Source organism: Stenotrophomonas sp. LGBM10, assembly GCF_046736075.1.
Lineage (GTDB): Bacteria > Pseudomonadota > Gammaproteobacteria > Xanthomonadales > Xanthomonadaceae > Stenotrophomonas.
The window spans coordinates 3336880-3363217 of the sequence record NZ_CP177163.1; the positions used below are offsets into that span (position 1 = coordinate 3336880).

General features: G+C 68.3%; 28 protein-coding genes. 12 read left to right on the top strand and 16 right to left on the bottom strand.

The genetic code is table 11. The features are described 5' to 3' along the window. Positions 1–117 precede the first annotated feature (117 nt). Positions 118–1095 carry a DUF4105 domain-containing protein gene (locus tag ACLB90_RS14540; RefSeq protein ID WP_411852767.1) on the top strand — a complete coding sequence of 326 codons (978 nt, stop codon included), beginning with the start codon at positions 118–120 and terminating at the stop codon, positions 1093–1095. Further along, positions 1092–3044, top strand: coding sequence for an esterase/lipase family protein (locus ACLB90_RS14545; RefSeq protein WP_411850124.1), 1953 nt, complete (start codon positions 1092–1094; stop codon positions 3042–3044). The genes ACLB90_RS14540 and ACLB90_RS14545 overlap by 4 nt, the downstream gene beginning before the upstream one ends. Before the next feature lie 537 nt (positions 3045–3581). Here the strand turns inward: ACLB90_RS14545 and ACLB90_RS14550 are convergent. Beyond that, positions 3582–4955 carry an MFS transporter gene (locus ACLB90_RS14550; RefSeq protein WP_411850125.1) on the bottom strand — a complete coding sequence of 458 codons (1374 nt, stop codon included), beginning with the start codon at positions 4953–4955 and terminating at the stop codon, positions 3582–3584. A gap of 89 nt (positions 4956–5044) precedes the next feature. Here ACLB90_RS14550 and soxR point away from each other — a divergent pair, with 89 nt between their 5' ends. Next, a complete protein-coding gene (gene soxR / locus ACLB90_RS14555) occupies positions 5045–5479 on the top strand; it encodes a redox-sensitive transcriptional activator SoxR (protein WP_411850126.1) in 435 nt (144 codons plus the stop codon). Between the two features lie 45 nt (positions 5480–5524). Here soxR and ACLB90_RS14560 read toward each other — a convergent pair whose 3' ends face one another. Continuing rightward, on the bottom strand, positions 5525–6127 hold the full coding sequence (locus tag ACLB90_RS14560) for a short chain dehydrogenase (RefSeq protein ID WP_411850127.1): 603 nt from the start codon (positions 6125–6127) through the stop codon (positions 5525–5527). Between the two features lie 94 nt (positions 6128–6221). Here ACLB90_RS14560 and ACLB90_RS14565 point away from each other — a divergent pair, with 94 nt between their 5' ends. Further along, positions 6222–7115 (top strand): LysR substrate-binding domain-containing protein, encoded by an 894-nt coding sequence (locus ACLB90_RS14565; protein WP_411850128.1) that lies wholly within the window; start codon positions 6222–6224, stop codon positions 7113–7115. 6 nt (positions 7116–7121) lie between these two features. Here the strand turns inward: ACLB90_RS14565 and proC are convergent, their stop codons facing one another. Next, the gene (proC, locus tag ACLB90_RS14570; RefSeq protein ID WP_411850129.1) at positions 7122–7943 is read right to left on the bottom strand and encodes a pyrroline-5-carboxylate reductase; all 822 of its coding nucleotides are present in this window, start codon (positions 7941–7943) and stop codon (positions 7122–7124) included. Between the two features lie 414 nt (positions 7944–8357). After that, the gene (locus tag ACLB90_RS14575) at positions 8358–9029 is read right to left on the bottom strand and encodes a YggS family pyridoxal phosphate-dependent enzyme (protein ID WP_411850130.1); all 672 of its coding nucleotides are present in this window, start codon (positions 9027–9029) and stop codon (positions 8358–8360) included. Between the two features lie 86 nt (positions 9030–9115). Here ACLB90_RS14575 and ACLB90_RS14580 point away from each other — a divergent pair, with 86 nt between their 5' ends. From ACLB90_RS14580 to ACLB90_RS14590, 3 genes are all read left to right on the top strand, one after another. Continuing rightward, positions 9116–10153, top strand: coding sequence for a type IV pilus twitching motility protein PilT (locus ACLB90_RS14580; protein WP_019185385.1), 1038 nt, complete (start codon positions 9116–9118; stop codon positions 10151–10153). Between the two features lie 85 nt (positions 10154–10238). Beyond that, positions 10239–11375, top strand: coding sequence for a PilT/PilU family type 4a pilus ATPase (locus ACLB90_RS14585; RefSeq protein WP_411850131.1), 1137 nt, complete (start codon positions 10239–10241; stop codon positions 11373–11375). Positions 11376–11491: 116 nt separating this feature from the next. After that, a complete protein-coding gene (locus ACLB90_RS14590) occupies positions 11492–12172 on the top strand; it encodes an RDD family protein (protein WP_411850132.1) in 681 nt (226 codons plus the stop codon). A gap of 64 nt (positions 12173–12236) precedes the next feature. Here ACLB90_RS14590 and ACLB90_RS14595 read toward each other — a convergent pair whose 3' ends face one another. Continuing rightward, a complete protein-coding gene (locus ACLB90_RS14595) occupies positions 12237–13058 on the bottom strand; it encodes an alpha/beta fold hydrolase (protein ID WP_411850133.1) in 822 nt (273 codons plus the stop codon). Between the two features lie 179 nt (positions 13059–13237). Here ACLB90_RS14595 and ACLB90_RS14600 point away from each other — a divergent pair, with 179 nt between their 5' ends. Then, positions 13238–13453, top strand: a complete 216-nt coding sequence (locus ACLB90_RS14600; RefSeq protein WP_411850134.1) for a DUF4287 domain-containing protein — start codon at positions 13238–13240, stop codon at positions 13451–13453. 87 nt (positions 13454–13540) lie between these two features. Beyond that, entirely contained in the window at positions 13541–14251 is a 711-nt protein-coding gene (locus ACLB90_RS14605) for a YitT family protein (RefSeq protein WP_411850135.1), read from the top strand. On the opposite strand, the gene ACLB90_RS14610 is transcribed toward ACLB90_RS14605, so the two are convergent. Then, positions 14236–14769: a DNA-3-methyladenine glycosylase I gene (locus tag ACLB90_RS14610; protein WP_411850136.1), complete on the bottom strand. Its 534-nt coding sequence runs from the start codon at positions 14767–14769 to the stop codon at positions 14236–14238. The two genes, ACLB90_RS14605 and ACLB90_RS14610, sit on opposite strands and share 16 nt — an antisense overlap. Continuing rightward, a complete protein-coding gene (locus ACLB90_RS14615) occupies positions 14766–16553 on the bottom strand; it encodes a DUF4153 domain-containing protein (RefSeq protein WP_411850137.1) in 1788 nt (595 codons plus the stop codon). The genes ACLB90_RS14610 and ACLB90_RS14615 overlap by 4 nt, the downstream gene beginning before the upstream one ends. A gap of 80 nt (positions 16554–16633) precedes the next feature. Here ACLB90_RS14615 and ACLB90_RS14620 point away from each other — a divergent pair, with 80 nt between their 5' ends. From ACLB90_RS14620 to ACLB90_RS14630, 3 genes are read left to right on the top strand one after another with little or no spacing between them, the layout of a single operon-like run. Further along, entirely contained in the window at positions 16634–17200 is a 567-nt protein-coding gene (locus tag ACLB90_RS14620) for a YqgE/AlgH family protein (protein WP_411850138.1), read from the top strand. Continuing rightward, positions 17193–17675 (top strand): Holliday junction resolvase RuvX, encoded by a 483-nt coding sequence (gene ruvX / locus ACLB90_RS14625; RefSeq protein ID WP_411850139.1) that lies wholly within the window; start codon positions 17193–17195, stop codon positions 17673–17675. Before ACLB90_RS14620 ends, ruvX begins: the two co-directional genes overlap by 8 nt. A 16-nt stretch (positions 17676–17691) precedes the next feature. After that, positions 17692–18642, top strand: coding sequence for an aspartate carbamoyltransferase catalytic subunit (locus ACLB90_RS14630; protein WP_411850140.1), 951 nt, complete (start codon positions 17692–17694; stop codon positions 18640–18642). A 184-nt stretch (positions 18643–18826) separates the two neighbouring features. Here ACLB90_RS14630 and ACLB90_RS14635 read toward each other — a convergent pair whose 3' ends face one another. From ACLB90_RS14635 to rapZ, 9 genes are all read right to left on the bottom strand, one after another. Beyond that, positions 18827–19282, bottom strand: a complete 456-nt coding sequence (locus ACLB90_RS14635) for an REP-associated tyrosine transposase (RefSeq protein WP_411850141.1) — start codon at positions 19280–19282, stop codon at positions 18827–18829. 108 nt (positions 19283–19390) lie between these two features. Next, complete coding sequence (locus tag ACLB90_RS14640; RefSeq protein ID WP_411850142.1) at positions 19391–20122, bottom strand: tetratricopeptide repeat protein; 732 nt, start codon at positions 20120–20122, stop codon at positions 19391–19393. 57 nt (positions 20123–20179) lie between these two features. Continuing rightward, positions 20180–20983, bottom strand: coding sequence for a prolyl oligopeptidase family serine peptidase (locus ACLB90_RS14645; RefSeq protein WP_411850143.1), 804 nt, complete (start codon positions 20981–20983; stop codon positions 20180–20182). Positions 20984–21050: 67 nt separating this feature from the next. After that, on the bottom strand, positions 21051–21317 hold the full coding sequence (locus tag ACLB90_RS14650; protein ID WP_411850144.1) for a hypothetical protein: 267 nt from the start codon (positions 21315–21317) through the stop codon (positions 21051–21053). Positions 21318–21331: 14 nt separating this feature from the next. Then, positions 21332–22693 (bottom strand): magnesium transporter, encoded by a 1362-nt coding sequence (mgtE, locus tag ACLB90_RS14655; RefSeq protein WP_411850145.1) that lies wholly within the window; start codon positions 22691–22693, stop codon positions 21332–21334. A gap of 165 nt (positions 22694–22858) precedes the next feature. Further along, the gene (ptsP, locus tag ACLB90_RS14660; protein ID WP_411850146.1) at positions 22859–24631 is read right to left on the bottom strand and encodes a phosphoenolpyruvate--protein phosphotransferase; all 1773 of its coding nucleotides are present in this window, start codon (positions 24629–24631) and stop codon (positions 22859–22861) included. A gap of 2 nt (positions 24632–24633) precedes the next feature. Then, positions 24634–24903 carry an HPr family phosphocarrier protein gene (locus tag ACLB90_RS14665; RefSeq protein ID WP_411850147.1) on the bottom strand — a complete coding sequence of 90 codons (270 nt, stop codon included), beginning with the start codon at positions 24901–24903 and terminating at the stop codon, positions 24634–24636. After that, positions 24896–25288, bottom strand: coding sequence for a PTS sugar transporter subunit IIA (locus ACLB90_RS14670; protein ID WP_038689985.1), 393 nt, complete (start codon positions 25286–25288; stop codon positions 24896–24898). The genes ACLB90_RS14665 and ACLB90_RS14670 overlap by 8 nt, the downstream gene beginning before the upstream one ends. Positions 25289–25468: 180 nt before the next feature. Then, the gene (rapZ, locus tag ACLB90_RS14675; protein WP_411852768.1) at positions 25469–26320 is read right to left on the bottom strand and encodes an RNase adapter RapZ; all 852 of its coding nucleotides are present in this window, start codon (positions 26318–26320) and stop codon (positions 25469–25471) included. Positions 26321–26338 lie beyond the last annotated feature (18 nt).

A 26338-nucleotide genomic window follows, 5' to 3' on the forward strand; every position in this document is an offset into this window, starting at 1 on the left:
AACCTGAACACGCGAACATGTTGCCTGCACCGGGGTTGTGGCTAACTAGCGCCCCGGATCATCAACGACGGAACGACGCGTGTGAAGAAAGCAGGACGATGGGGGCTGGCCGCCCTGATGCTGGTGGCGGCCCTGTGGGTGACCGGCTGGCTGGCCTTCCAGTTGCCCGGGCCCGCGTGGATACGTTACGTGGTGGTCGCTGGCTGGGCATTGTTTGCCGTGGGTACCGCAGTCGCGGTGGGCCGCGCCCGCGCCGGCCGTTGGCCGGGGCCGGTGTTCGTGGCCGTGCTGGTCCTGACCGGTGTGTGGTGGCTGCTGGTGGCGCCCCGCCAGGATCGGGTCTGGGCAGATGATGTCGCGCAGCGGCTGAAAGTGGTCACGTTCGACGGCACCCACGTGGTACTCGACAACGTGCGCAACTTCACCTGGCGCAGCGAGGACGATCATGACGTGCGCTGGGAGCGCCGCACCTACGACCTTGATCAGCTGCGCTCGGCCGATCTGATCCTGTCGTACTGGATGGGGCCGACGATCGCGCACACTCTGGTGTCGTTCGGTTTCGCGGACGGTCGTTACCTGGTGTTCTCGCTGGAGATCCGCAAGGAGCGGGGCGAGTCGTTCTCGGCGCTGGGTGGGTTCTTCCGCAAATTCGAAATGACGCTGGTGGCATCGGAGGAAACCGACATCGTGCGCGTGCGCAGCAATGTGCGTGGCGAAGATGTGTATCTGTACCGCCTGCAGGGCATGACCCGCGAACAGCTCAAGGGGCTGTTCGTGTCCTACCTGGGCGAGGCGCGCAAGCTGGACGCCGCACCGGCGTTCTACAACACGCTGACCAGCAACTGCACCACCATCGTCTACGAACTGGCCAAGCAGATCGCGCCGGGGCTGCCGCTGGATTACCGCCTGCTGGTGTCCGGCTATTTCGCCGAGTACGCGCGCGACCTGGGTGTACTGACCCCGGGCGTGCCGTTTGCCACGCTGAAGGCGCGTGGGCGCATTACCGAGCGCGCACGGGCCGCCGGCGATGCGCCCGATTTCTCCCGTCAGATCCGCCGCGGCGTGCCCGGCATCGAGCAAGGAAGCGAACCATGATGGTGCGTGTGAGCGGCCTGTCGCGCCGCGTGCTGCCGTTGCTGGCCGTGGTGCTGTCGCTGCTGTTGTCCAGCGGCTGCGCGATGGTGACGATGAAGCAGGTGGCGCCTACCGAGTACCTGGCCAACAAGCGCGGCGACGTGCTGACGTCAGGCAAGTTGAGTGCCGCCTCGCAGGAAACGTTGAGCGTCATCGGCCTGGATGAGGAGCTGTGCGCCAAGGACACGGTGTCCTGCCAGAAAACACTGGAGGATACGGCGGTACTGCCGGAGGAGCAGCGGCTGTCGGCGCTGTCCGAGCTGTGGGTGAAGACGGCGCTGGGCCTGAGCCCGAAGCCGAAGGACCGCGACAAGCATCCGATGTCCGACGCGGCGCTGGATGCCTGGCTGGAGGCGGCGCGTTACGCCTATGCCTATCTGTTCTTCAGCGGCCGCACGCCGTCCGACCGCGCGTTCGAAGACCGCCAGACGCAGGTGCGCGACTACTACAACTATGCGGCCGAGCAGACCGCGGCGGTGGTGTTCAAGCGTGCCCGTGAGAGCGCGCTGGAAGGTGAGGACTACAACGCGCCGGTCGCGGGCGAGCGCTGGACGCTGACCTCGGATTTCGATGAGCTGCGCATGTCCAGCATCCCCACCAGCATGGTCTCGGCCTCGTCGGTGAGCTTTGCCGGGCTGCGCAGTACCTACCGCCGGGACGGCTTCGGCGCCGAACTGGTGGTGGTGATGGACCCGCCCAAGCTGGTGGCCCCGGCGGATGGACAGAAGGCCGAGATTCCGCAGTACAGCGAAATGTCGGCGATCAACGCCACCGCGCTGCTGCGCTTCAAGGGCGACTCCCTGCAGCAGGTGCTGGACACCACCCAGGTGTTGTTCGACGTGTATTCGCCGGAGTCCACCGAAAGCGTGGACCTGCACGGCGAGAAGGTGCCGCTGGCCGGCAATTTCACCGCCGCCTACGGCATGTGGCTGGCCCAGTCGGGCTTCGCCACGCAGTCGCTGCGGACCTTGTTCGGGCTGAGCGAAGGCATCGCCGAACCGCACATGTACCTGATGCAGCCGTGGGATCCGAACCGCCGCATCATCTTCATGCTGCACGGTCTGGGCAGCAGTCCCGAGGCGTGGGTGAACGTGGCCAACGAGGTCATGGGCGACCCCGAGCTGCGCCGGCATTTCCAGGTGTGGCAGGTGTACTACCCGACCAATGCGCCGATCGCGCTGAACCGGTTCGAGATCAATGAGGCGTTCAACAACACGCTCAGGCACTTCGATCCCACCGGTACCAGCCCGGCATCAAAGGACATGGTGTTCATCGGTCACAGCATGGGCGGGGTGCTGGCGCGCCTGCTGGTCACGTCGTCCGGCGACGTGCTGTGGGACCAGTTGCTGGCCAACTACGACCTCAAGGGCGAGCGCCTGAAGCGGGTGGAGGCCAAGCTCGGGCCGCTGCTGCACTTCACCGCCGAACCCAACGTGGAGCGCGCGATCTTCATCGCCGCCCCGCACAAGGGCACCGACATCGCCGGCAACCGCCTTGGTCGCCTGATCGGGCGGCTGGTGCGCCTGCCGATCACCATCCTGGGCAAGTTCGAGGATGTGTTCCAGACGCTGCAGCAGGCCGAGACCCAGTCCGCGCAGCCGACCAAGCTGCAGATTCCCAACAGCATCGACAACCTCAAGGCCAGCGACCCGTTCGTGAAGGCGGCCGGGGCGTTGCCGATCATGCCGGGGCTGAAGTACCACTCGATCATCGCCCAGCGCAAACCCGAGGTGCCGCTGGCGCAGTCCGATGATGGGCTGGTGCCGTACTGGAGCGCGCATCTGGAGGGAGCGGTGTCGGAGAAGGTGATCATCTCCGGCCACAGCGTGCAGGAAACCCCGCAGGCGGTACTAGAAATCCGCCGCATCCTGCGCGAAGACCTCAAGGACGTAGGCGACGCACACCCGTAGAGCGGGGCTCTGCCCCGCTGCTTTGGGCGGACGCGAAGGGCAGCCGGGTAGAACCCCGCTCTACGGGGCGTGCCTATCGCGGTTGGGTGGAACCCGGCGAGATGGCGGTGCCTATCGCGGTTGGTTGGTACCCGGCGCGACGGCGGTGCCTATCGCGGTTGGATGGAACCCGGTGCGACGGTGGTGCCTATCCCGGTGGGGTGGAACCCGGTGCGACGGTGGTGCCTGTCCCGGTTGGATGGAACCCGGCGCGACGGTGAGTGCGTTACCCGTAGAGCGGGGCTCTGCCCCGCTGCTTTGGGCGGACGCGAACGGCAGCCGGGTAGAACCCGGCTCTACGGGGCGTGCCTATCGCGGTTGGATGGAACCCGGTGCGACGGTGGTGCCTGTCCCGGTGGGGTGGAACCCGGTGCGATGGTGGGTGCGCCCCCGTAGAGCGGGGCTCTGCCCCGCTGCTTTGGGCGGACGCGAAGGGCAGCCGGGTAGAACCCGGCTCTACGGGGCGTGCCTTCAACGGCAGCCGGGTAGAACCCGGCGCTACACGCGCCGTGCCACGGCTACGCTGGCCGCGGCCAGTACCAGCATGATCGCGTAGGTGAGCAGGTAGCCGAGCATCACGTTGCCTTGCAGGAACAGGGCGAACAGCGAGCCGGAGATGGCCAGGGTGGTCGCCACGCCCAGTGCCTCGCTCAACTGCAGGGCCGAGGTGTTGGCGCCCTGTTCGGCCGGGGGCGACAGCGACAGCGTGAGCACCGACAGGCTCGGGTAGATCAGGCCCATGCCCAGCCCGGTCAGCGACCAGCCGGCCAGCGCCAGCCACAGCGGCACGCCGGGCTGGATCGCCAGCGAGGTGGCGACGATGCCTGCGCACATCAACAGCGCTCCGCTCTGCAGCAGTTGCCGGCGCGACCAGCCGCGCTGCTGATGGCCCTGCAGCCAGGAACCGCTGAACCAGCCCAGTGCGCCCAGGCTCAACGCCACGCCGGCCAACAACGGGGTCAACCCACGTTCGCGCTGCAGAAGCAGGGGCAGGAACGCTTCGCAGCCGAAGAAGGCCGAGGCGGCGATGCCGCGCAGAGCGATCACGCTCGGCAGGCCGCGATGCAGGCGCAGGGTGCCGCGCGGCAGCAGCTTCCAGCTGCACAGCCCCAGCAGCGCCAGGGCGGGCAGCAGCAGGCCCAGCGCCGCCCAGCCGGTCTGCTGGCCGCCGATGTACAGCAGCAGCGCGCCCATCGACGCACCGATGGCCCAACGCACCACCGTGGGGCTGCTGTCCGCAGCGGCGGGGGGCGGCGGCAGGTTGCGCAGGGCGGGGCGCAGCAGCAGTGCGGCCGGGACGGCCAGCAGCGGCACGGCCAGGAACACCCAACGCCATCCGAGATGCTGCACGATCAGGCCGCTGATGCTCGGACCGATCAGCGAGGGTACCACCCAGCCGGCGGAGAACGCGGCGAACACCCGTGGCCGCATCGCGTCGGGAAACGTGCGCCCGACCAGCACATACAGCGCCACCGAGATCGCACCGGCGCCAAGGCCCTGCATCAGCCGCCCCAGCACCAGCACCGGCATGTGCTGCGCCAGCCCGGCTACCAGCAGGCCGGCGATGAAGCAGGCCAGGCCCAACCACAGCGGCCGCGCGGGACCGCGCTGATCGCTCCAGCGCCCGGCCAGGGTCATGCCGATCACGCTGGTGGCCAGGGTGCCGCCGAAGGCCAGCGCGTACAGGCGCAGCCCGTCCAGGTCGTGGGCGACGGTGGGCATGGCGGCAGCGACCGCCAGTGCTTCGAACCCGTGCAGCGACACCAGCGCGACCATGCCGATGGTGGTGGCACGGTAGGGCGGGGACAGGATCGAGGGCGGAGTCTGGGCGTGACCGGGGGTGGAAGCGGGTACGACGACATCGGAAGACATGGAGACATCCAGGCAACAAGGGGGCAGGCGCTTGCAGAGCGCCGGGGCGCAGCGCAGGATGTCACCTGAACCAAGGTTGAGGTCAAGCAGTGATCGCGCAGGAATTGAGTGTAGGCGAAGTGGCCAAGCGCAGCGGCGTGGCGGTGTCGGCGCTGCACTTCTACGAGCGCAAGGGGCTGATCCGCAGCCTGCGCACTGCAGGCAACCAGCGCCGGTTCGCCCGCGACGTGCTGCGCCGGCTGGCGGTGATCCGCGTCGCGCAGCGGGTGGGGATGCCGTTGGACGCGGTGGCCAGCGCCTTCGCTGCGCTGCCGGAAAACAAGACCCCCACCAAGGCCGAATGGGCGCGGATGTCGGCGTTGTGGCGCAGCGAGCTGGACCAGCGGATCGAGCAGCTGCTGCTGTTGCGCGATCAGCTCACCGACTGCATCGGCTGCGGCTGCCTGTCGCTCAAGCGCTGCCGGCTGACCAACCCGGGCGATGCGCTGGGCGAGCAGGGCGACGGCCCACGACGCTGGGAATGAGCGGGTGCCGGCCGGCGGCCGGCACTGCGCATCTCCGTCGTCAGGTCACCAGACGGTCAGCACCTGGCCACTCTGCACGCCTTCCACGCTGCGCTGGTAGGCCAGCGACGCGCGCTGCGCGGTCACCGGTTCGAAGCCGGGGAAGTACGCACCATAGTCGTCCATCGACTCGACCAGCACGTTCGGGCTGACCACGTTGATGCGCAGACCGCGCGGCAGCAGGTCGCAGGCGGCTGCGCGTACGAAGCCTTCGAGCGCGGCATTGACGGCGGTGGCGTTGGCGCCGTCGCGGATCGGCTGGGCGCTGACGATGCCGCTGGTCAGCGTGATCGAGCCACCCACCCGCAGGTGGTGCTGTGCGGCCAGCGCCAGTCGCACCTGGCCCAGCAGCTTGTCCTGCAGACCCAGGTTGAACTGATCGGCACGCATGTCGGCCAGCGGGCCGAAATGCAGGCGGCCGGTCGTGGCGATCACGGCGTCCAGCGTACCGATCTGCTCGAACATCGCCTGCACGCTCGCATCGTCGGTCAGGTCCACCTGCACGTCGCCGCCATGCCGGCCCGCGCGGAGCAGCTCATGGTGCGCGCCGAGGGTGGTGGCAACGGCCTGGCCGAGGGTGCCGGTGGCACCGACAAGAAGGATTTTCATGGGCTCGCTCCGGGAAAGGGAAGGCCAGTCTGCGCTGCTGTGGAAGGTTCGGTAACGGGGGTATGCTTTGTAGATTGCAAAGCTGGGGTTTCCAATGGATACGTTGCGCTGCATGCAGACCTTCGTGGCCGTGGTCGAACAGGGCAGCTTCACTGCCGCCGCCGAGCAGTTGGCGGTGTCCTCGGTGATGGTCGGCAAGTACATCCAGCAGCTGGAGACGCACCTGGGGGTGCGCCTGCTGCAACGGAACACGCGCCGCCAGAGCCTGACCGATGCCGGACGCAATTATCTGGCCGGGTGCCGGGCGGTGCTCGAACAGGTGCAGCAGGCCGAGGCCAGCGTGGAAGGTCTGCAGGCGCAGCCGCAGGGCGTGCTGCGGATCAGCGCGCCGGTCACCTGGGGCAGCTGCGTGCTGGCGCCGCTGGTGGCGCGCTACCTGGCGGCGTATCCGCAGGTGACGGTGGAACTGGACCTCAACAACCGCCGCGTGGACATGATCGAAGAGCAGTTCGACGCGGTGGTGCGGATGGGCCAGCTCGGCTCGGCCGAGTGGGTGGCGCGGCCGCTGCCGCCGTATGCGATGCAGATCTGCGCGGCGCCGTCCTACCTGGCGCGCAACGGCATTCCGCAGCATCCCGCGGATCTGCGCGACCACGACTGCCTGACCCACCTGGCCTGGCGCGGTGGGCATGGCTGGCGGTTGCGCGGGCATCCCGAGCAGGACTGGTCGGAGCATTCGCGGCTGCTGTGCAATGACGGTGACGGGCTGCGCCGCGCGGCGCTGGCGGGCGCCGGATTGATCCTGCAGCCCGCGGTGCTGCTGGCCGAGGATGTGGCCGCCGGGCGGTTGCAGCCGGTCCTGGCCGACTACCTGCCCGAGCCGCGCCCGTTGCATCTGGCGTACCTGCCGGACCGGCGGCCGCGGCCGAAGCTGTCCAGCTTTGTGGCGTTCCTGCTGGACAACGTCGGTGTGCCGCCGCGCGGCTGACAGCCGTCAGTCGTTGGCAGCCGACAGCGCCTGTCCGCGGCGGGTGGCGGCCTCGATCGCACGTGCGACGGTGGCTTCGAAGCCGTCGGCCTGGAAGGACTCGATCGCCGCCTGGGTGGTGCCGTTCGGCGAGGTCACGCGGCGGCGGAGCTCGGCCGGCGCTTCGCCGGATTCATCGAGCATGCGCGACGCGCCAAGCAGGGTCTGCACGACCAGCTCGCGCGCAGCGTCCGGTGCCAGGCCCTGCGCGCGCGCGGCCGCTTCCATCGCTTCGGCGAGCAGGAACACGTAGGCCGGGCCGCTGCCGGAAACGGCGGTGACCGCGTCCATGCGCGCTTCGTCGTCGATCCAGACGGTGCGCCCGGCGCTGGCCAGCAGGGTGTCGGCCTGCTGGCGCTGCGCGTCGCTGACCCCGGCGGTGGCGAACAATCCGGTGACGCCGGCGCCGAGCAGGGCTGGCGTATTGGGCATGGCGCGGACCACGGCCGGGCTGCCGCCCAGCCAACGTGCCAACTGCGCGCTGGTGATGCCGGCGGCGATGGAGACCACCAGCGGTGTGGTCGCTGCGGCGATCGCGGCCAGCGATGCGCAGACATCGCGCAGCACCTGCGGCTTTACTGCCAGCAGCCAGACCTGCCCCTGCGCCGCGGCTTCGCTGGCGCTGGCGTAGGTTTTCACGCCGAAGTCGGCGGTGAGCTGGCTGCGCAGCTCGGCCACCGGTTCGGCGACATGCAGGTGGGCGGGGGCAACCCCTTGGCGGATCAGGCCGGCGATCAGGCTGCGGGCCATGTTGCCGCCGCCGATGAAGGTGATCGAACTGCTGGTCATGAGGCGTCCTCGGTCAGGGGGGAGCGCCGGGGGCAACCCGGCGGCGTAGTGCAAAGCAAATCGTAGCGCCGGGTTTTACCCGGCGGCGCGGTGCAAAGCGAACAGTAGAGCCGGGTTCTACCCGGCTGCGTGGTGCAAGGCGAGCCGTAGAGCCGGGTTCTACCCGGCTGCTGTTGGCGTGCGCGTAAAGCAGCGGGGCAGAGCCCCGCTCTACGGGGCTGCTGCAGCAAGGCAGCGGGGCAGAGCCCCGCTCTACGGGGCTGGTGGCGTGCGGGGCATTACCTGGCTGCGTGGTGCAAAGCGATCCGTAGAGCCGGGTTCTACCCGGCTGCTGTTGCCGTGCGCGTAAAGCAGCGGGGCAGAGCCCCGCTCTACGGGGCTGGTGGCGTGCGGGGCAGAGCCCCGCTCTACGGGTCAAGGGCGTGCGCCGAAGAGGGCGGTGCCGATGCGGACCAGGGTGGCACCGTGGGCGATGGCGTCGGGGTAATCGCCGCTCATGCCCATCGACAGCGTATCCACTGCCGGGTGCGTGGCGGACAGGGCCTGGAACAGGTCGCGCATGCGCTCGAACGCCGCTGTGCGGCGCGACGCTTCGGGCCACGGTGCGGGGATGGCCATCAGGCCGCGCAGGCACAGCGTGGGCGCGGCGTCGATCGCCGCCGCCAGCGCCGGGATCGCCTCGGGCGCGCAGCCGTGTTTGCTGTCCTCATCGTCGATGTTGACCTGTATCAGCACATTCAGGGGGGTGAGGGTGGCCGGCCGATGCGCGGCCAGCGCCGCGACCAGTTTTGCCCGATCCACGCTCTGCACCCAGTCGAAGCGCTGCGCGGCCAGCTCGGCCTTGTTCGACTGCAGATGGCCGATCAGGTGCCACTCCAGGCCCAGTGCCGCCAACGCGTCGATCTTGGCCACTGCTTCCTGCACGTAGTTCTCGCCGAACGCACGCTGCCCCTGCGCGGCCAGGGCGGCGACCGCATCGGCCGGCTGGGTCTTGGAGACGGCGAGCAGGCGGGGATCTGGCCGCCCGGCGGCGGCCGCCGCGTTGTGCAGGTTCAGCAGAAGGGTGGACAGGGGCAGCGCGGACACGGGCGTATTCCGGTAGATCAGGAACGCTATACTGCCGCCCGGGGAAAGAACCTTCCAGTCGCAGCAGTCATGGGGAGTAGCAGCGCATGGATATCGCCGAACTGTTGGCGTTTTCCGTAAAGAACAAAGCGTCGGATCTGCATCTGTCGGCCGGCTTGCCGCCGATGATCCGCGTGGACGGCGATGTCCGTCGCATCAACATTCCGGCCCTGGACCACAAGCAGGTCCACGCGCTGGTGTACGACATCATGTCGGACAAGCAGCGCCGCGATTACGAGGAGTTCCTCGAAGTCGACTTCTCGTTCGAGATCCCGTCGCTGGCCCGGTTCCGTGTCAACGCGTTCAACCAGAACCGCGGCGCCGGTGCGGTGTTCCGTACCATTCCGTCGGAGGTGCTCACGCTGGAAGACCTGGCGTGCCCGCCGATCTTCCGTGAGCTGATCGACCAGCCGCAGGGCCTGATCCTGGTCACCGGTCCGACCGGTTCGGGCAAGTCGACCACGCTGGCGGCGATGATCGACCACATCAACAAGAACGAATACGGCCACATCCTCACCGTCGAGGACCCGATCGAATTCGTGCACACCTCGCAGAAGTGCCTGATCAACCAGCGCGAAGTGCACCGTGATACGCACGGCTTCAACGAAGCGCTGCGTTCGGCGCTGCGTGAAGATCCGGACATCATCCTGGTCGGCGAACTGCGTGACCTGGAAACCATCCGCCTGGCGTTGACCGCCGCGGAAACCGGCCACCTGGTGTTCGGCACGCTGCACACCAGTTCGGCGGCCAAGACCATCGACCGCATCATCGACGTGTTCCCCGCCGGCGAGAAGCCGATGGTGCGCTCGATGCTGTCCGAGTCGCTGCGTGCGGTGATCTCGCAGGCGCTGTTGAAGAAGGTGGGCGGCGGTCGTACCGCCGCATGGGAAATCATGGTGGGCACCCCGGCCATCCGCAACCTGATCCGTGAGGACAAGGTGGCGCAGATGTACTCGGCGATCCAGACGGGCCAGCAGATGGGCATGATGACGCTCGACCAGCACCTCCAGGACCTGGTCAAGCGCAGCCTGATCACGCGCAACCAGGCCAGGGAATACGCCAAGGACAAGCGCATCTTCGAATAGTGGTCGCGCCGGGCACGGCCCGGCTCGATACGTTCGGTAGTGCCGGCCGCTGGCCGGCTCCAGGCAACCTTCGGAGCACACCGCGATGAGCACCACCACCATCGACTTCACCTCGTTCCTCAAGCTGATGGCGCACCAGAAGGCGTCAGACCTGTTCATCACTGCGGGCATGCCGCCGGCGATCAAGGTCAACGGCAAGATCTCGCCCATCACCCAGACCCCGCTGACGCCGCAGCAGAGCCGCGACCTGGTGCTGAACGTGATGACGCCGGCACAGCGCGAAGAGTTCGAGAAAACCCACGAATGCAACTTCGCCATCGGCCTGTCCGGTGTCGGCCGTTTCCGCGTGAGCTGCTTCTACCAGCGCAACCAGGTTGGCATGGTGCTGCGTCGCATCGAGACGCGCATTCCCACCGTGGAAGAGCTGAGCCTGCCGCCGATCATCAAGACGCTGGCGATGACCAAGCGCGGCATCATCCTGTTCGTGGGCGCGACCGGTACCGGCAAGTCGACCTCGCTGGCGGCGATGATCGGCTACCGCAACCACAACTCCACCGGGCACATCATCACCATCGAAGACCCGATCGAGTTCGTGCACAAGCATGAAGGCTGCATCATCACCCAGCGCGAAGTCGGCATCGATACCGACAGCTGGGAAGCGGCGCTGAAGAACACGCTGCGCCAGGCACCGGACGTCATCATGATCGGCGAAGTGCGTACCCGCGAAGGCATGGACCACGCCATCGCGTTTGCCGAGACCGGCCACCTGGTGCTGTGTACGCTGCATGCCAACAACGCCAACCAGGCGATGGACCGCATCATCAACTTCTTCCCCGAGGACCGCCGCAACCAGCTGCTGATGGATCTGTCGCTGAACCTCAAGGGCGTGGTTGCCCAGCAGCTGATTCCCTCGCCGGATGGCAAGTCGCGCAAGGTGGCGATGGAGATCATGCTGGGCACGCCGCTGGTGCAGGACTACATCCGCGACGGCGAGATCCACAAGCTCAAGGAAGTGATGAAGGAATCGGTGCAGTTGGGCATGCGCACCTTCGACCAGAGTCTGTACGAGCTGTACCAGGCCGGTGAGATCAGCTACGAGGACGCCCTGCGCTACGCCGACTCGCAGAACGAGGTGCGCCTGCGCATCAAGCTGTCGCAGGGCGGTGATGCGCGCACGCTGTCGCAGGGCCTGGATGGGGTGGAGATCTCCGAAATCCGCTGACGCTGGCGGGGTCGGAAGCGGGCGCGCGCGGTGCAATGCCGGCGCGCCCTTGTCGTAGAAAGTGCTTGAAGGGGGCCGGCACCGCGCCGGTAGCACTGTGACTGAAGAGAATGCATATGGAACTGCATGATCCGTATCGCGCGTCGGTGCCGTCCGCCGCACCGGAGGGCCCGGTCAAACCGCTGGACATGTCGGGTGTGTCATTCAACAGCGATGGGCGGGTGTCCAGCGCCGCCACGATCGCCGCTGGCTACACGTCATCGATCATCGCGGCCCGGTGGCTGGCGACCCTCATCGATTTCGCCGCGCTCGCCCTGATCATCGGCGTGCCGCTGATGACCCTGGGTGAGACCGTCGCGAAGCAGGCCACCTGGCTGTGGACGACGTTGCTGGTGGCCTATTTTCCGGTGATGGAAACCCGTTTCGGTGGGTCGCTGGGCAAGCTGGCGACCGGCACCCGGGTGGTGAACATCCGCGGCGAACGGCCTGCATGGTGGCAGTCGATCGTGCGCACGGCGCTGCGTCTGATCGAGGTGAATCCCTTCCTCTTCGGCGCCATTCCGGCAGGCCTGGTGGCGCTGATGTCCAGCAACCGCCAGCGCATCGGCGACATGCTGGCGCGGACCTATGTGCTGCGCCGCGCGGATATTGCCCGTATCCGCACGACGGGAACGGCGCAGGTTGCCGGGCCGGTGGTGTCGCAGGCCGCCATGCCGGTCCCGCCGCCGCTGCCGCCGTCACCGTTGCCGCTGCCCGAGGACGACAACGCACGGTGGGCGAGGCCGGCGCGGGACTGAGCGCGGCCACGGCGATCCGCTCGCAAAGCCCCGGGGGAGCGGCTGCCCCCCCGGGACCGCGTTCTCATCCGCGGATGAACGCCAGCAGATCCGGGTTGATCACATCGGCGTGCGTGGTGCACATGCCGTGCGGGTAGCCTTTGTACACCTTCAACGTGCCGTGCTTGAGCAGCTTGATCGACAGCTCCGCCGAGTCGGCGATCGGCACGATCTGGTCGTCGTCGCCGTGCATGACCAGCACCGGTACGTCGATCTTCTTCAGGTCGTCGGTGAAGTCGGTTTCCGAGAACGCCTTGATGCAGTCGTAGTGCGCGTTGATCGCACCCAGCATGCCCTGGCGCCACCAGTTGTCGACGATGCCCTGCACCGGCGGCGTGCCCTCGCGGTTGAAGCCGTAGAAGGGAATCGGTACCTCGCGGTAGAACGTGGCGCGCCCGGCCGCCAGCTGCGCGCGGAAGCCATCGAACACCTCCCGCGGCGTGCCGCCGGGGTTTGCTTCGCTCTTGATCATGATCGGCGGCACCGCGCCGATCAGCACCGCCTTGGCCACGCGGCCGGGCTTGGCCTGGGCTACGTAATGGGCCACCTCGCCGCCGCCGGTGGAGTGGCCCACGTGCACGGCGTCGCGCAGGTCCAGGTGGTCGACCAGGGCATTGACGTCGGCCACGTAGGTGTCCATGTCATGGCCGCCGCTGGTCTGCGAGGAGCGGCCGTGGCCACGCCGGTCGTGGGCAATCACCCGGTAGCCCTGCAGCAGGAAGAACTGCAGCTGGGTGTCCCAGTCGTCGGCGCTGAGCGGCCAGCCGTGGTGGAAGACGATCGGCTGGCCCTTGCCCCAGTCCTTGTAGAAAATCTGGGTGTTGTCCGGGGTGGTGACATACGGCATGACGCGAACTCCTTGGGGGTGGGGGATGCGCGGGTAGGCCCTGCATGCTGCCGCAGCCGGGTGTTCAGCCGGCATGAAAGACGGCGATGCCGTGGGCCTGTCGATTTTCCGCCCGCTGCAGCGTCTTATGGATGACAGGCGTGCCTTCCGGCCCGCCACCGCCCCCCTGGAGCACCGAGATGAGCGATACCCCGACGATCAAAGGCCCCGCCTCCTACTTCCCGTCCATCGAAAAGACCTACGGCCAGCCGGTCGGCCACTGGCTGGCCCTGCTGGTCACCCAGGGCGGGTTGAAGCACATGGAACTGGTGGCCTTCCTGAAAACCGAGCACGGCCTGGGCCACGGCCATGCCAACGCTCTGGTGGCCCACCACCTGCGTGGCGGGGGCGGCTGAACGGCGGGCGCAGGCTGGCTGAACGATTTCAACTGCAACTGTCACGCAGATCGTGTCTAATACCGCCCCCACCCGCGGTACCCCCACGTGACTTCCCTTGATTCCCACAGCCCCGAGCCGTGCGACGACGCTGACGGCCACCTGGTCACCGCTGGCCCGCTGACCCCGCCGCCGGACAGTGCCGGCACCGTTGCCGACGAAAAGGCACTGCGCCATTCCGTGGCCGAGGACGTGCAGGGCATGCTGCTGGCCACGCTGGTGGCCTCGCTGGGCCTGGCGATTTTCGCCAAGGGCGGGTTGATGATCGGCGGCATGGCCGGGCTGGCATTTCTGGCCCACTACGCGTTCGGCTGGAACTTCGGCCTGGTGTTCGTGCTGGTCAACCTGCCGTTCTACTGGGTGGCGGTGCGGCGCATGGGCTGGGAGTTCACCCTGAAGACCTTCGCCGCCGTGACCGCCTGCGGCGTGCTGACCGACCTGCTGCCGCGCTGGGCCGATTTCGCCCACATGAGTTCGCTGTACTCGGCGCTGGTCGGCGGCGCGCTGGCCGGCCTGGGCATCCTGTTCTACATCCGCCACCGTGCCAGCCTCGGCGGCATCGGCATCCTGGCGGTGTACCTGCAGCGCACCCGCGGCTGGAGCGCCGGCAAGGTGCAGATGTCGTTCGACACGCTGCTGATGTGCGTGGCCTTCTTCGTGCTGTCCCCGTCGAAGGTGATGTACTCGGCCATCGGCGCGGTGGTGCTCAGCCTGGTGCTGATGTTCAACCACCGCCCGGGCCGCTACATGGGCGTCTGATCCGCGATGCCGGCCAACCGCGCGAACACCGGGCAGTCCGGGCTGTGCGCGCCGGGCAGGTAGCTCAGGCTCATCAGGAACTCACCGGTGATCTCGCCGCCGGTGAAGCGGAAGGTCTTCTTGAACAGCTTCACCCACGCTGCCTTGTCCTGCGGATGGTGGGCGTCCAGCCACGCCGCGAAGCTGCCGTGGCTGGCGCGCAGCTGCTGGATGACCTGCGCGTTGTGGACCGCCGCATGCACCTTGAGCCGGTTGCGGATGATGCGGGCATCGCCCAGCAGGCGTTCGATGTCGCGCTCGCCATAGGCGGCCACGGTGTCCACATCGAAACCGTCGTACGCGGCACGGAAGCCCTCGCGCTTCTTCAGGATGGTTTCCCAGCTCAGCCCGGCCTGGTTGATCTCCAGGATCAGCCGCTCGAACAGCTCGCGCTCGTCACGCTGCGGGAAGCCGTACTCGTGGTCGTGGTAGTGGCCATGCACGGGATGGCCGGGGGCGATCAGGCAGTAGCCGCTCACGGGGTGTCCTTGGAAGAAGGGGGAGGGGTCTGGATGTCCTGCGGCTCGCCGCCGTCCAGCGACACCTGCGGCCAGCGTGGGCGATGCAGCGTGATGTTGCCCTGGCGCACCGCCGTCTGGATGCGGCCGGTGCTGCCGGCCCAGAAGGTAAGGGTACCGCCGTCGCGCCACTGCGTGCCTTCCAGGACATGCAGCTGGCAGGATGCGCCCACGGTGCCGCTCACATCGCACAACAGCATCTCGTCGCGGCCGTCGCCATCCAGATCGCGACGCAGCGCGACGCAGGGATGGCCGGGGCGCAGGCAGTCGTTGGCCGCCACCTGGCCGGCGAGCAGCGCGTCCCACCAGGCCGTGTCCGGCGGCGGGCTGTTGGCGGCGGATACAAGCTGCCGCTGCAGCGCTGCGCGCCCGGTGACCGCGGCCGCCGACGAGGTGCTGCTGTCGCTGTGCCAACGCGATTCACGCGCCAGCGTGGTATCGATCACCGCCACGGCGCCCGGGTCGTCCCTGAAGCCCGGGGCGCCGCGCAGGGCCTGCAGGGCCTGGTAGCCGCGCCGGCCGAGTTCGAAGCGCAGCACGCGGGCGTCCTCTTCCTCGATGCGCGGCGCCTGCGCCTGCAGGCGGGCTACCTGGCTGTGCACGCTCAGGCGCACCGGGTCCAGCAGCGGGGTATGCGGCAGCACCGCTGCGGCCAGCACGGCCCAGCAGACCCAGCGGTTGACCGTCTCGATGCCCTGCAGCCAGCGCGGCTGCCGGCGCAGCGTGGCCCAGGCATAGCCGAGCGCATACCCGGCCAGCAGCAGCGCGATCAACGCCACCCATACCCGCGGCAGCGTCCAGCCGTGCTGCGCAACACGCAACGCCACCGCGTAGAGGGCCAGGCCCGCGTAGATCGGCAATGACAGCAGGCTGGCATCCACCAGCCGCCGCAACCACGCCGGATACGGCGGCACGTCGCTGTCCTGCTGGTAAACCGCATTGGCGAACACAACCAGCAGCGCCACGATGGACAGCAGCAGCATGGCGGCCGAACGGGTTTTCCACAGCGGTTCCAATCCGGTGAACGGCAGGCTGCAGACGAACAGCACCGCGATGAAGGCCAGCAGCGGCAGCAGCCCCTTGCACACCGCGAACAGCACCTGGCGGGTCACCTGCACCGCGCGCTGCTGGGTACGCCCGATCAGGATGCCGAAGCCCATCAGCGTGCCGGTGGACAAGGCGATGAACGCGCCCTCCTGGAACAGCACGCTGAAAAAGCGGATGTCCACCAGCATGAACAGCAGCGCCCACAACCACAGCAGCAGCCAGGTCAGCCCGGTGAACGCCACAGCCAGGGCGAGCGTCAGCGCGTTCTGCCAGGCGTGTTCGAACAGGGCGGCGTAGGTGGCCCGCCAATGGCCGCTGGCGAGCCGGAACTGCCACCACGGCAGCAGTACGACGAAGCCCACGGCCATGCACAGGGCAAACGGCGTGACCAGCGGTCCTTCTGCCAGCCCGGGCGCGCCCTGCAGGTTCCAGCCGACCCAGCCGGCCAGCGCCAGCACGCACAGCAGGCCAACGCCGGCATGCGCCCACAGGCGGCGGTCGTCGAGCCGGGTCACGGCCAGCGTGATCGCGGTGGGCACCAGCAGCATCGCCGCGTTCCAGCACAGCTGGCCGGTCATGCTGTTGAAGGGCCAGGCGGTGTCGGCCTGGGTGGCCACGTACAGCAGCAGGCCCTGCAGCAGCGCGATCAGTACGATGGCGCTGCGGGTGTTGAGCGGCAACGGCGCGCTGTCGTTCATGGACGGTCTCCTTCCGTGAGTGCGTGCATCGTAGCGGAGGGCTCACGCCGGTGCGCAGGCCCAGCGGTTAGAATGGCCCCATGTCCGAGCTTTCCACTTCTCTCGCCCATCACCTTCTGGTCGCGCTGCCGTCGCTGACCGATCCCACGTTCGCGCGCAGCGTGGCGTTGATCTGCCAGCACGACGACAACGGGGCGATGGGGGTGCTGGTCAACCAGCCCTCCGAATACACCCTGGGCGAAGTGCTGGCACAGATGGAGATTCCCACCGAAGACGGCGCGCTGCGCGGGCAGATCGTGCTCAACGGCGGCCCGGTGCATCCCGAGCGCGGCTTTGTGATCCATGACGATGCGCGCCCCTGGGATTCCAGTCTCAACGTGGGCCAGGGCGTGTTCCTGACCACCTCGCGCGACATCCTCGAAGCGATGGCGCGTGGCGAAGGCCCGCGCAACGCGCTGGTCACGCTGGGCTGTGCGGGCTGGAGCGAAGGGCAGCTTGAAAGCGAACTGGCTGAAAACAGCTGGCTCACCGTGCCGGCCGATGTGGAACTGCTGTTCAGCACGCCGCTGGAGCAGCGCTGGCAGGGCGCGGCATCGCGCATCGGCGTGGACCTGTTCCGCCTCACCGACTACAGCGGCCATGTCTGAGCCGGTCACGACAGCGCCCGGCACCATCCGCCGCGACGGCACCGTGCTCGGTTTCGACGTGGGCTCGCGCCGGATCGGCGTGGCCATCGGCAGTTCGTTCGGCACGCATGCCCGCGCCATTGCGGTGGTGGACGTGCACGGCAACGGGCCGGACTGGGCCGCGGTCGAACGCCTGCTCAAGGAGTGGCGTCCGGACGGGCTGGTGGTTGGCGATCCGCTCACCCTGGACGGCCAGGACCAGCCCAACCGCAAGCGCGCGCAGGGGTTCGCCCGGCAGCTGCGCGAACGTTTCAAATTGCCGGTGGTGCTGATCGACGAGCGTTCCAGCTCGGTCGAGGCGGCACGCCGGTTTGCGGTCGAGCGCGCTGAAGGCCGCAAGCGTCGCCGCGATGCCGCCACCCTGGATGCGGTGGCCGCAGCGGTGATCATCGAGCGCTGGCTGTCTTCCCCCGACGACGCCACCCCCGTTTCCTGACTCCCAGACCTAGCCCATGACCGCCTCGCAACTCGATTCCGATGGACGCCTGCGCCACCTGCTGACCCTGGAAGGTCTTCCCCGCCAGACCCTGCTGCAGCTGCTTGACCGCGCCGGCCAGATCCGCGACGCAGCGGTGGGCCGGGTCGGCAACAAGCGCCACGTGCTGGGGGGCTCGGCGGTGTGCACGCTGTTCTTCGAGCCGTCCACCCGCACCCGCAGCTCGTTCCAGCTGGCCGCACAGCGGCTGGGCGCGGACGTGCTGAACTTCGACGCGTCGACCTCGTCCACGCGCAAGGGCGAAACCGCCTGCGACACGCTGAAGAACCTGGAAGCGATGGGCGTGCGCGGCTTCGTGGTGCGCCATCCCGATGACGGCGCCGTGGCCGAACTGGCCGCTGCCGCGGGCGAGGGCACCGCACTGGTCAACGCCGGTGACGGACGCAGCGCGCACCCGACCCAGGGCCTGCTCGACATGCTGACCCTGCGCCAGGCCAAGGGCAGCGATTTTTCGAAGATGAAGGTGATCATCGTCGGCGACGTGAAGCACTCGCGTGTGGCGCGCACCGACCTGCACGCGCTGCGCACCCTGGGCGTGGGCGAGATCCGCGTGTGCGGCCCGCAGTCGCTGCTGCCGGACGATGACACGCTGAAGGGCTGCATCGTCGGCCAGGATTTCGATGCCATGCTGGAAGGCGCCGATGCGCTGATGATGCTGCGCCTGCAGCGTGAGCGCATGGAAGAAGGCCTGGTGCCGTCGATCGAGCAGTATCACGCCCAGTACGGCCTCGATGCCGCGCGCCTGAAGCGCGCCGGCCAGGACGCCGCCGTGCTGCACCCGGGCCCGATCAACCGCGGCGTTGAAGTCACCGACGAGGTGGCCGACGGCCCGCAGTCGTGGGTGCTGCGCCAGGTCGCCAACGGCGTCGCAGTGCGCATGGCGGTGCTGGAGACGTTGCTGGGGTGAGGGGGCGGTATCGCACGCGATACCCATGACCGGTAGTGCCGGCCGCTGGCCGGCTCCAGACGAATCCGGCGGTGTTGGTAGTGCCGGCCGCTGGCCGGCTCCAGACGAATCCGACCGCGTGAAGAGCCGGCCAGCGGCCGGCACTACCGGTCCTACTGCATGAAGAGCCGGCCAGCGGCCGGCACTACGGGTCCAGTGGCCAGGCGCACCACGCGTAGGGATAGTCACCTATCGTCGCGGTCAGGCCTGCCCTGACGGGACTGCCGAGAAGGTACAGGGCATGCTGCCGCAGCGAGGCGTCGGTGCGCACGGCGTGATCGTGGTAGCCCGACTGCCAGAAGGTGCCTCCACGCCTGTGTGATCGGTTGATGGCCAATGCGCTTGAGGATTTGAAGCGTCGCGCGACATCGTGCAGTGATGACGTGCCGAGTTCGAGCAGCCAATGGACATGGTCCGGCATGACCACCCACGCCAGGGATCGCGCGTGACCGCGTTGGTCGAGGTCGTGCAGGCGGTTCATGGCGATAGCGGCTGTATCGGGGTCTTCAAACCAGCGGCGGCGGTTGTGGCAGACCGTTGTCAGAACGTAGGTGTGTCCGGGGAGCGAACAGCGGCCGGTGCGCAGTCGAGAGGAGCTCATGACGCATGGTCGGTCATCTCCGCGCGCGGTGAAGTCGGTCAAACGCGTTGATGCCTGTGGTGAAATGCCGCGGAAATGCGTGGTTTCGCAGCCGGCCAGCGGCCGGCACTACCTGGCCTGCTCCAGCTGGTCGATGTAGATCAGTTCGTTCCTGGCGGTCTTGCTGTCGGGGTCGAGTTTCTGCGAGGCGAGGTAGGCGGCGCGCGCGCTTGGGAGATCGCCGAGTTCGATGTGGGCGAAGCCGACGCCGCGCAGGGCGAGGGCTTCCATGCGGCGGTTCTCGGGATGGCTGCGGGCCAGGTCGAGTGCGCGGGCGTAGCTGTCCATCGCGCCCTGCCAGTCCTTGCGCCGGGTCAGGGCCGCGCCGCGTTCGCACAGCGCCTCGGCGTCGTAGGGCGCCACGGCGATGGCCTTGTCCAGCCACTGGAGTGCGGCATCCACGTCGCCGCGCTCCAGGGCGATGTAGCCGAGGTGGTTGTAGGCCTTGGCGCAGGCCAGGTCCAGCCATTCGGTCGGGGTGCCGCGCCCCGGGCCTTCCATGTACAGTGCGTACTGGCGGTGGGTCTGGAAGCTCAGTGCGCGACGCCCGGGTACCGCCTGCTGCGCATCGCAGTAGCGCACGGCGTCGGTGAGCACCGGCGCGGCGGCGGCAGGGTTGCCGGCCAGGCTGAGGTCCACGGCGTCCTGCACGGCAGCGCGGTACTGCGTGCCCAGCGCGGGTTCGCCCTGCGCGGCGGGCAGCGCGGTGGTGACGGTGTAGCTGGACGGCGGCGGTTCCTGGGCCAGCCCGGGGGCGGGAACGGCAAGGGCAAGCAACAGCATCTGCGGGCGCATACGCATCGTCAGCCTCCATGCAAACTGTGTGGAGGCGACGATATCGCGTCTGCAGGCCGAACGTCAGTACCGTTTCTGCGCCCAGAGCCACGACCACATCGCCGCATCGGCGTAGGTGGCATCCCAGGCGTTGTGGTTGCCCTGCGGGTACTCGGTGTAGCGCACGTCGCGGGCGCCGGCCTGCTGGAACGCGGCGTACAGCCGGCGGTCGTCCTCGGGCAGCACCACGTCGTCCAACGCGCCGTGGAAGATCCAGATCGGGGTCTGTTTCAGGCGCTGGGCGATGGCGGCATACGGGTCGCTTTCGTGGGCGACGTCGTCGACGACCAGGGTCGGCCGCACCGCACGGGGGGCCGCCACCGCGCCGCACACCGGAACGATCGCGGCAAAGCGGGTGGGGGCGTCCAGGGCGATGTTCCAACTGCCGTAGCCGCCCATCGACATGCCGGTCAGGTATTGGCGGCGGGGATCGGCGCCGAACTCGGCGATGGTCGCATCCAGCGCCGCCAGGGCGATGCGGTTGGTGTCGCCGGACCATTCCTGGTCATTCGGCGCCTGCGGCAACACCACCAGGCCGGGGAAGCTGTCCGCGTTCTGGCGCAGGTACGGGCCAAGCCCAGCCTGGGTCTGGCGGCGGCCGTCGCGCCCGCGTTCGCCGGAACCATGCAGGAACAGCACCACCGGCAACGTACCGTGGGCGGCGGCCGCGTTGCGTGGCACGAAGACCTGGTAGTACGACGTGCGGCCATCGACCTTGACCGCGCGGCCGACGAACTGGCCGGCCGTGTCATCCGGCGCGGTCGCGCAGCCGGCCACCGTCATCATCGCCACTGTCCACAGCAGCCATCCACCCCAGCGTCGTGCCATTGTCGTGCCCTGATTGAAATCGTTTTCAGTCTAGGCGCCGCCGCGTGCCGGGGCATCGTGCAGTGCATCAGTCCGGGCGCGGCGCGGCCGCCAGGATCTCCAGCTGCTCGATCGCTTCGGGGTGGCCGTCGGCGGCAGCCGCCTGCACCTGCGCCAGACTGGGGTGGACCACCAGCAGCACGGGGTTCTCGCACTGCGGGCAGTCGAACTCGGCCTCGTCTTCGTGCAGCTCCATCGTCATCTGGCGCGCGCTGCCCTGCCACTCGCAGGCGGGGCAGGCATGGGTCTGCTCGCGCCAGCCGGGCTGGAAGTAGTTGTCGAGGGTAAGCGCCATAGGGGGTGTCCGGGTCAGTGCAGCAGGATCAGGGTGGCCAGGCCGAGGAAGCTGAAGAAGCCCATGACGTCGGTCACTGCGGTGACCACCACCGTGCCCGCCACGGCCGGATCGACGTTCATGCGCTTGAGCAGCAGCGGCAGCAGCACGCCGGCCAGCGCGGCGGCGCAGAAGTTGATGATCAGCGCGAGCGTGATGACCAGCGAGAGCAGGAAACTGTGGAACCAGAGGAAGGCAATGATGCCGACCACGGTGCCGATCAGGGTGCCGTTGATCAGCGCCACCCGCGATTCCTTCCACAGCAGGATGCGTGCGTTGCTCTGGCCGACCTGACCCAGCGCGATGCCGCGCACCATCAGCGTCAGCACCTGCACGGCGGCATTGCCACCGACGCCGGCCACGATCGGCATCAGCACCGCCAGCGCGACCACCTTCTGCAGGGTCATCTCGAACTGGCCGATCACGCTGGCCGCCAGGAACGCGGTGCACAGGTTGATGCCCAGCCAGACCACGCGGCCGCGCACGGCACGCTTGATCGGCGAGAACAGGTCTTCCTCTTCGTCCAGACCGGCGGCGCCCAGCGCCTGGTGCTCGGCCTGCGACCGGATGATGTCGACCACGTCATCGATGGTGATGCGGCCGAGCAGGATGTTGTTGTCGTCCACCACCGGTGCTGACACCCAGTCATGATCGGAGAACTGGCGCGCCACTTCGTCGGCACTCTCACCGACATCGATGGCCGGCTGCTCGTCGTCGATCAGGCGGTTGATCGGGGTATTGTCTTCGTGGGTCACCAGCGACGCCAGCGACAGCCGGCCCAGGTACTGGTGGCGGCGGCTGACCACGAACAGGTGGTCGGTGTGGTCGGGCAGCTCGCCGCGCAGGCGCAGGTAACGCAGCACCACGTCGACGTTGACGTCGGCGCGCACGGTCACCACGTCCGGGTTCATCAGGCGGCCGGCGCTGTCCTCGGGATACGACAGCACCTGCTCGAGCCGCTCGCGGTTCTCGCGGTCCATCGACTTGAGGACTTCATCGATGACCGTGTCCGGCAGGTCTTCGACCAGGTCGGCCAGATCGTCGATGTCGAGGTCTTCGACCGCGGCGATGATTTCGTCCGGGTCCATGTCCGCGAGCAGGCTCTCGCGCACTTCCTCGCCGACGTGGACAAGCACCTCGCCGTCGTCTTCCGGATCGACCAGGCCCCACACCACCTCACGCTTGCCCGGCGGCAGCGATTCGAGCAGGTTGCCGATCTCGGCCGGTGCCAGCGTGTTGACCAGCCGGCGCACCGGACCCAGGCGCCCGCTGTCCAGTGCATCGGACAACAGCCGCAGCTGGCGTGCCGTCTTGTCGTGGCGTACGGCTTCGGCCATGCGCAGCTCCTGCGGAAAAAGAAAAGGCCGCTATCCCGGAGAGGATGCGGCATCGGCGGTGGTCAGCGCGTCATTATCGCGCGCTTGTGTGTCAATCGGGTAGGTGCGCGGGGTGGGCCGCACGCGGCGCGATGGCGCCGGCTGCTGGCCGGCAACCACGCAGATTCATCCGCCTGCCTTCTCGATCCAGCGTTCGATGCCACGGCGGTCGCGCGCCTGCAGCAGCTTGGGCGCCATTGCCTGCAGCATCGACAGGTCGCTGTCACGGATGGCGCGGCGGACTTCCAGCAGCGTGCCCGGGTGCAGGCTGAACTCGGTCAGGCCAAGCGCCAGCAGCAGCGGGGTCATGCGCGGATCGCCGGCGATCTCGCCGCACACCGCCACCGGGATGTCGTAGGCCTGGCCGGTGCGCAGGATGTGCGAGAGCAGGCGGATCACCGCAGGATGCAGCGGCGAGTACAGCTCACCGACCGCTTCGTTGTTGCGGTCGGCGGCGAGCAGGTACTGCACCAGATCATTGGTGCCGATCGACAGGAAGTCGACCAGGTCGATGAAGCTCTCCAGCGCGATGGCCGCGGCCGGCACCTCGATCATGGCGCCGAACGGAATGTGCTCGGCCACCTCGTGGCCCTCGGCGCGCAGCAGCTCGGCCTGCCTGGCCATGCGCCGGCGCACCGTCAGCACTTCCTCGCGGGTGCTCACCATCGGGATCAGGATGCGCAGCTTGCCGTAGGCCGAGGCGCGCAGGATCGCGCGCAGCTGGGTGTCGGCCACTTTCGGCCGGGCCAGCGACAGGCGTACCCCGCGCAGGCCCAGCGCCGGGTTCTCTTCGTTGCTCAGGGTCAGCCCGGTGCGGTCGGCCTTGTCCGCGCCCAGGTCCAGGGTGCGGATGGTGACCGGTCGGCCGCTCATGCCAAGCGCGGCGTCGCGGTAGGTCTCGAACTGCTCCTGCTCGTCCGGCAGTTCGTTGCGCTGCAGGAACAGGAATTCGGTGCGGTACAGGCCCAGGCCCTGCGCGCCGAGCGCGTGTGCCTGGGTGACATCCTCGCTGGACTCGGCATTGGCGAGCAGGACGATGTCGACGTTGTCGCGGGTGCGGCTGGGCTTGGTGCGCAGCCGGCCCAGTTCGCGCTGCTCGCGCGCATGCTCGCGCAGCCGCACGCGGTAGTCGCGCAGGTCCGGTGCGTGCGGATTGATGGTGACGGTGCCGTCGCTGCCGTCCATGATCAGCACGTCGCCGTCGGCCACTTTCTGCAGCGCGTTGGGCACGTTGACGATCAGCGGCAGGTGCAGGCTGCGCGCCAGGATCGCGCTGTGCGACAGCGCGCTGCCGCCGGCGGTGACGATACCGACCACGCCGTGCGCCTGCAGCTGGGCCAGTTCGGACGGGGCGATGTTGTCGCAGACCAGGATCTCCCCGGCCATGCCTTTGACGTCCGGCGGGCGCTTCTGCAGGAAGGCATGGATGCGGCCGATCACATGGTCCAGGTCGTCCATGCGGCTCTTCAGGTAGGCATCGTCCATGCCGTCGAAGACCTTGGCCAGCCGGTCGCGCTGCACGCGCAGGGCGTAGCCGGCGCTGTACGGGCCACTGCGGATCAGTTCATCCAGGCCGAACAGCAGTTCCGGGTCGTCCAGCAGCAGCGCGTGCAGGTCGAGGAACTCGCCTGCCTCCTGGTTCAGCGCGCCATGCAGCCGCTGGCGCAGGTCGTGCATCTCGCCGCGGGCAGCGTCCACCGCGACGTGCAGCCGCTTCAGCTCGGCCTCCACCTTGGCGGCGGGAATGCGCTGCTCGGCCACTTCCAGCGCGTGCGGCAGGCGTACCCGCGCGCGTCCAAGCGCGTTGCCGCGCGAGGCACCGTGGCCGGACAGCAGCAACGCCCCGGACGTGGTCCGTGACGCGGTGCTGGCAGCCGGTCGCGACGGTGGCCCCGGCATGCTCAGCTGTCCTCGTCGAAACGCCGCTCGAACAGCGCCACCACCGCGTCCATCGCGGCAGCTTCGTCTTCGCCGTCGATGCGCACGGTGACAGGGGTGCCCTGGCCGGCGGCCAGCAGCATGACGCCCATGATGCTCTTGGCGTTGATCTCACGGCCCTTGGCGGCCATGGTCACGTTGCAGCGGAAGGGCGCCAGCTCCTGCACCAGCTTGGCAGTAGCGCGGGCATGCAGGCCCAGGCGGTTGGATACGGTGAGTTCTCGTTCAAGCATCGTCGACAATCGCTCCATTGCGAGTGCCTGCCGCAGCAGTGGCAGGTAGTTGATCCAGTCCCTGTTCCGGATAATTCATCACCCGCAACAACATCGGCAGGCTAAGCGCCGAAACCCGGCGAGCCGGGGTGCCCAGACGAGCCAGTTGCCCGGCCAGATTGCTGGGGCTGGCGCCGTACAGGTCGGTCAGGATCAGCACGCCCTGCCCACTGTCCACCCGGCGCAAGGCGGCCGAGGCGAGTGGGAGCAGGACGTCCAGGTCTGCGTCGAACGGTACTTCGAAAGCTTCGGTCTTCAGCGGCAGGTGCCGCAGCAGCCGGGTTGCCACGTCCAACAGAGATGTGCCAACACCGGGGTGGGTTACGAGGAGAATGCCACAGGTCATTGCCAAACGTTAACAGGTCAACGTGAATTGGCGATAGCCGCAAAACAGGGGCGCTGTATCCCGTATTCATGATGTATGGCCGTGGGCGTCCCGGGAGCAGCGTTGACTGCTCTGCCTGCCGCACAGGGGGATCCATGCACAGGGGGCGGGGTTGCCCCGGCCAGCGGCCGGCATTACCGGTCAATCCAGCTCGCGGTGGAAGGTGGCCACGTCCGGCCAGCCCTGGTCGCGTGCATGCCGGGCCATCCGCTCGGCCAGGTACACCGAGCGGTGCTTGCCGCCGGTGCAGCCGAACGCGACAGTCACGTAGCTGCGGGTGTCGTTGCCCAGGCGCGGCAGCCAGGTATCCAGGAAATCCACCAGCTGGGCGGCGTAACGCTGCACGTCGGGCTGTTCGTCCAGGTACTCGCGTACGCCCCGGTCGCGGCCCGACAGCGGGCGCAGTTCCGGGTCCCAGTGCGGGTTGGGCAGCACGCGCACGTCGAACACGAAGTCGGCCTCGGCCGGCACGCCGCGTTTGTAGGCGAACGATTCGAACAGCAGGGACAGCTTGTTGCCGTGGTTGAGCGCGAACTCGGTCACCACCTTGCGGCGCAACTGGTGCACGTTGAGGTCGGTGGTGTCGATCACGGCATCGGCGGCGCGGCGCAGCGGGGCGGTCAGCTCGCGCTCGCGGGCGATGGCCTCCGGCAGCGACAGGCCGAGCTGGCTCAGCGGATGGCGGCGACGGGTGTCGGCATAGCGCTTGAGCAGGGTTTCATCGGTGGCGTCGAAGAACAGCAGCTGGGCATCGAGCCCGGCGGACTTGGCATCCTCGCGCCAATGCGAGAGCTGGGTCAGATCGCTCTGCGCGCGCACGTCGATGCCCACCGCCAGCCGGCGCGGGCCCTCGGTGCCGCTGTCGCCGAGCAGGCTGCGCACGAAGTCCGGCAGCAGGTTGATCGGCAGGTTGTCCGAGCAGTAGTAGTCGAGGTCTTCGAAGGTCTTCAGTGCGACCGTCTTGCCCGAGCCGGACAGCCCGCTGACGATCATCAGCGTGGCCGGGGACGG

Coding starts and splice junctions, on each gene's coding strand:
- ACLB90_RS14540 (WP_411852767.1), top strand. CDS start 118: ATGCTGGTGGCGGCCCTGTGGGTGACCGGCTGGCTGGCCTTCCAGTTG.
- ACLB90_RS14545 (WP_411850124.1), top strand. CDS start 1,092: ATGATGGTGCGTGTGAGCGGCCTGTCGCGCCGCGTGCTGCCGTTGCTG.
- ACLB90_RS14550 (WP_411850125.1), bottom strand. CDS start 4,955: ATGTCTTCCGATGTCGTCGTACCCGCTTCCACCCCCGGTCACGCCCAG.
- ACLB90_RS14560 (WP_411850127.1), bottom strand. CDS start 6,127: ATGAAAATCCTTCTTGTCGGTGCCACCGGCACCCTCGGCCAGGCCGTT.
- ACLB90_RS14565 (WP_411850128.1), top strand. CDS start 6,222: ATGGATACGTTGCGCTGCATGCAGACCTTCGTGGCCGTGGTCGAACAG.
- proC (WP_411850129.1), bottom strand. CDS start 7,943: ATGACCAGCAGTTCGATCACCTTCATCGGCGGCGGCAACATGGCCCGC.
- ACLB90_RS14580 (WP_019185385.1), top strand. CDS start 9,116: ATGGATATCGCCGAACTGTTGGCGTTTTCCGTAAAGAACAAAGCGTCG.
- ACLB90_RS14585 (WP_411850131.1), top strand. CDS start 10,239: ATGAGCACCACCACCATCGACTTCACCTCGTTCCTCAAGCTGATGGCG.
- ACLB90_RS14590 (WP_411850132.1), top strand. CDS start 11,492: ATGGAACTGCATGATCCGTATCGCGCGTCGGTGCCGTCCGCCGCACCG.
- ACLB90_RS14595 (WP_411850133.1), bottom strand. CDS start 13,058: ATGCCGTATGTCACCACCCCGGACAACACCCAGATTTTCTACAAGGAC.
- ACLB90_RS14600 (WP_411850134.1), top strand. CDS start 13,238: ATGAGCGATACCCCGACGATCAAAGGCCCCGCCTCCTACTTCCCGTCC.
- ACLB90_RS14615 (WP_411850137.1), bottom strand. CDS start 16,553: ATGAACGACAGCGCGCCGTTGCCGCTCAACACCCGCAGCGCCATCGTA.
- ACLB90_RS14620 (WP_411850138.1), top strand. CDS start 16,634: ATGTCCGAGCTTTCCACTTCTCTCGCCCATCACCTTCTGGTCGCGCTG.
- ruvX (WP_411850139.1), top strand. CDS start 17,193: ATGTCTGAGCCGGTCACGACAGCGCCCGGCACCATCCGCCGCGACGGC.
- ACLB90_RS14630 (WP_411850140.1), top strand. CDS start 17,692: ATGACCGCCTCGCAACTCGATTCCGATGGACGCCTGCGCCACCTGCTG.
- ACLB90_RS14635 (WP_411850141.1), bottom strand. CDS start 19,282: ATGAGCTCCTCTCGACTGCGCACCGGCCGCTGTTCGCTCCCCGGACAC.
- ACLB90_RS14640 (WP_411850142.1), bottom strand. CDS start 20,122: ATGCGTATGCGCCCGCAGATGCTGTTGCTTGCCCTTGCCGTTCCCGCC.
- ACLB90_RS14645 (WP_411850143.1), bottom strand. CDS start 20,983: ATGGCACGACGCTGGGGTGGATGGCTGCTGTGGACAGTGGCGATGATG.
- ACLB90_RS14650 (WP_411850144.1), bottom strand. CDS start 21,317: ATGGCGCTTACCCTCGACAACTACTTCCAGCCCGGCTGGCGCGAGCAG.
- mgtE (WP_411850145.1), bottom strand. CDS start 22,693: ATGGCCGAAGCCGTACGCCACGACAAGACGGCACGCCAGCTGCGGCTG.
- ptsP (WP_411850146.1), bottom strand. CDS start 24,631: ATGCCGGGGCCACCGTCGCGACCGGCTGCCAGCACCGCGTCACGGACC.
- ACLB90_RS14665 (WP_411850147.1), bottom strand. CDS start 24,903: ATGCTTGAACGAGAACTCACCGTATCCAACCGCCTGGGCCTGCATGCC.
- ACLB90_RS14670 (WP_038689985.1), bottom strand. CDS start 25,288: ATGACCTGTGGCATTCTCCTCGTAACCCACCCCGGTGTTGGCACATCT.
- rapZ (WP_411852768.1), bottom strand. CDS start 26,320: ATGATCGTCAGCGGGCTGTCCGGCTCGGGCAAGACGGTCGCACTGAAG.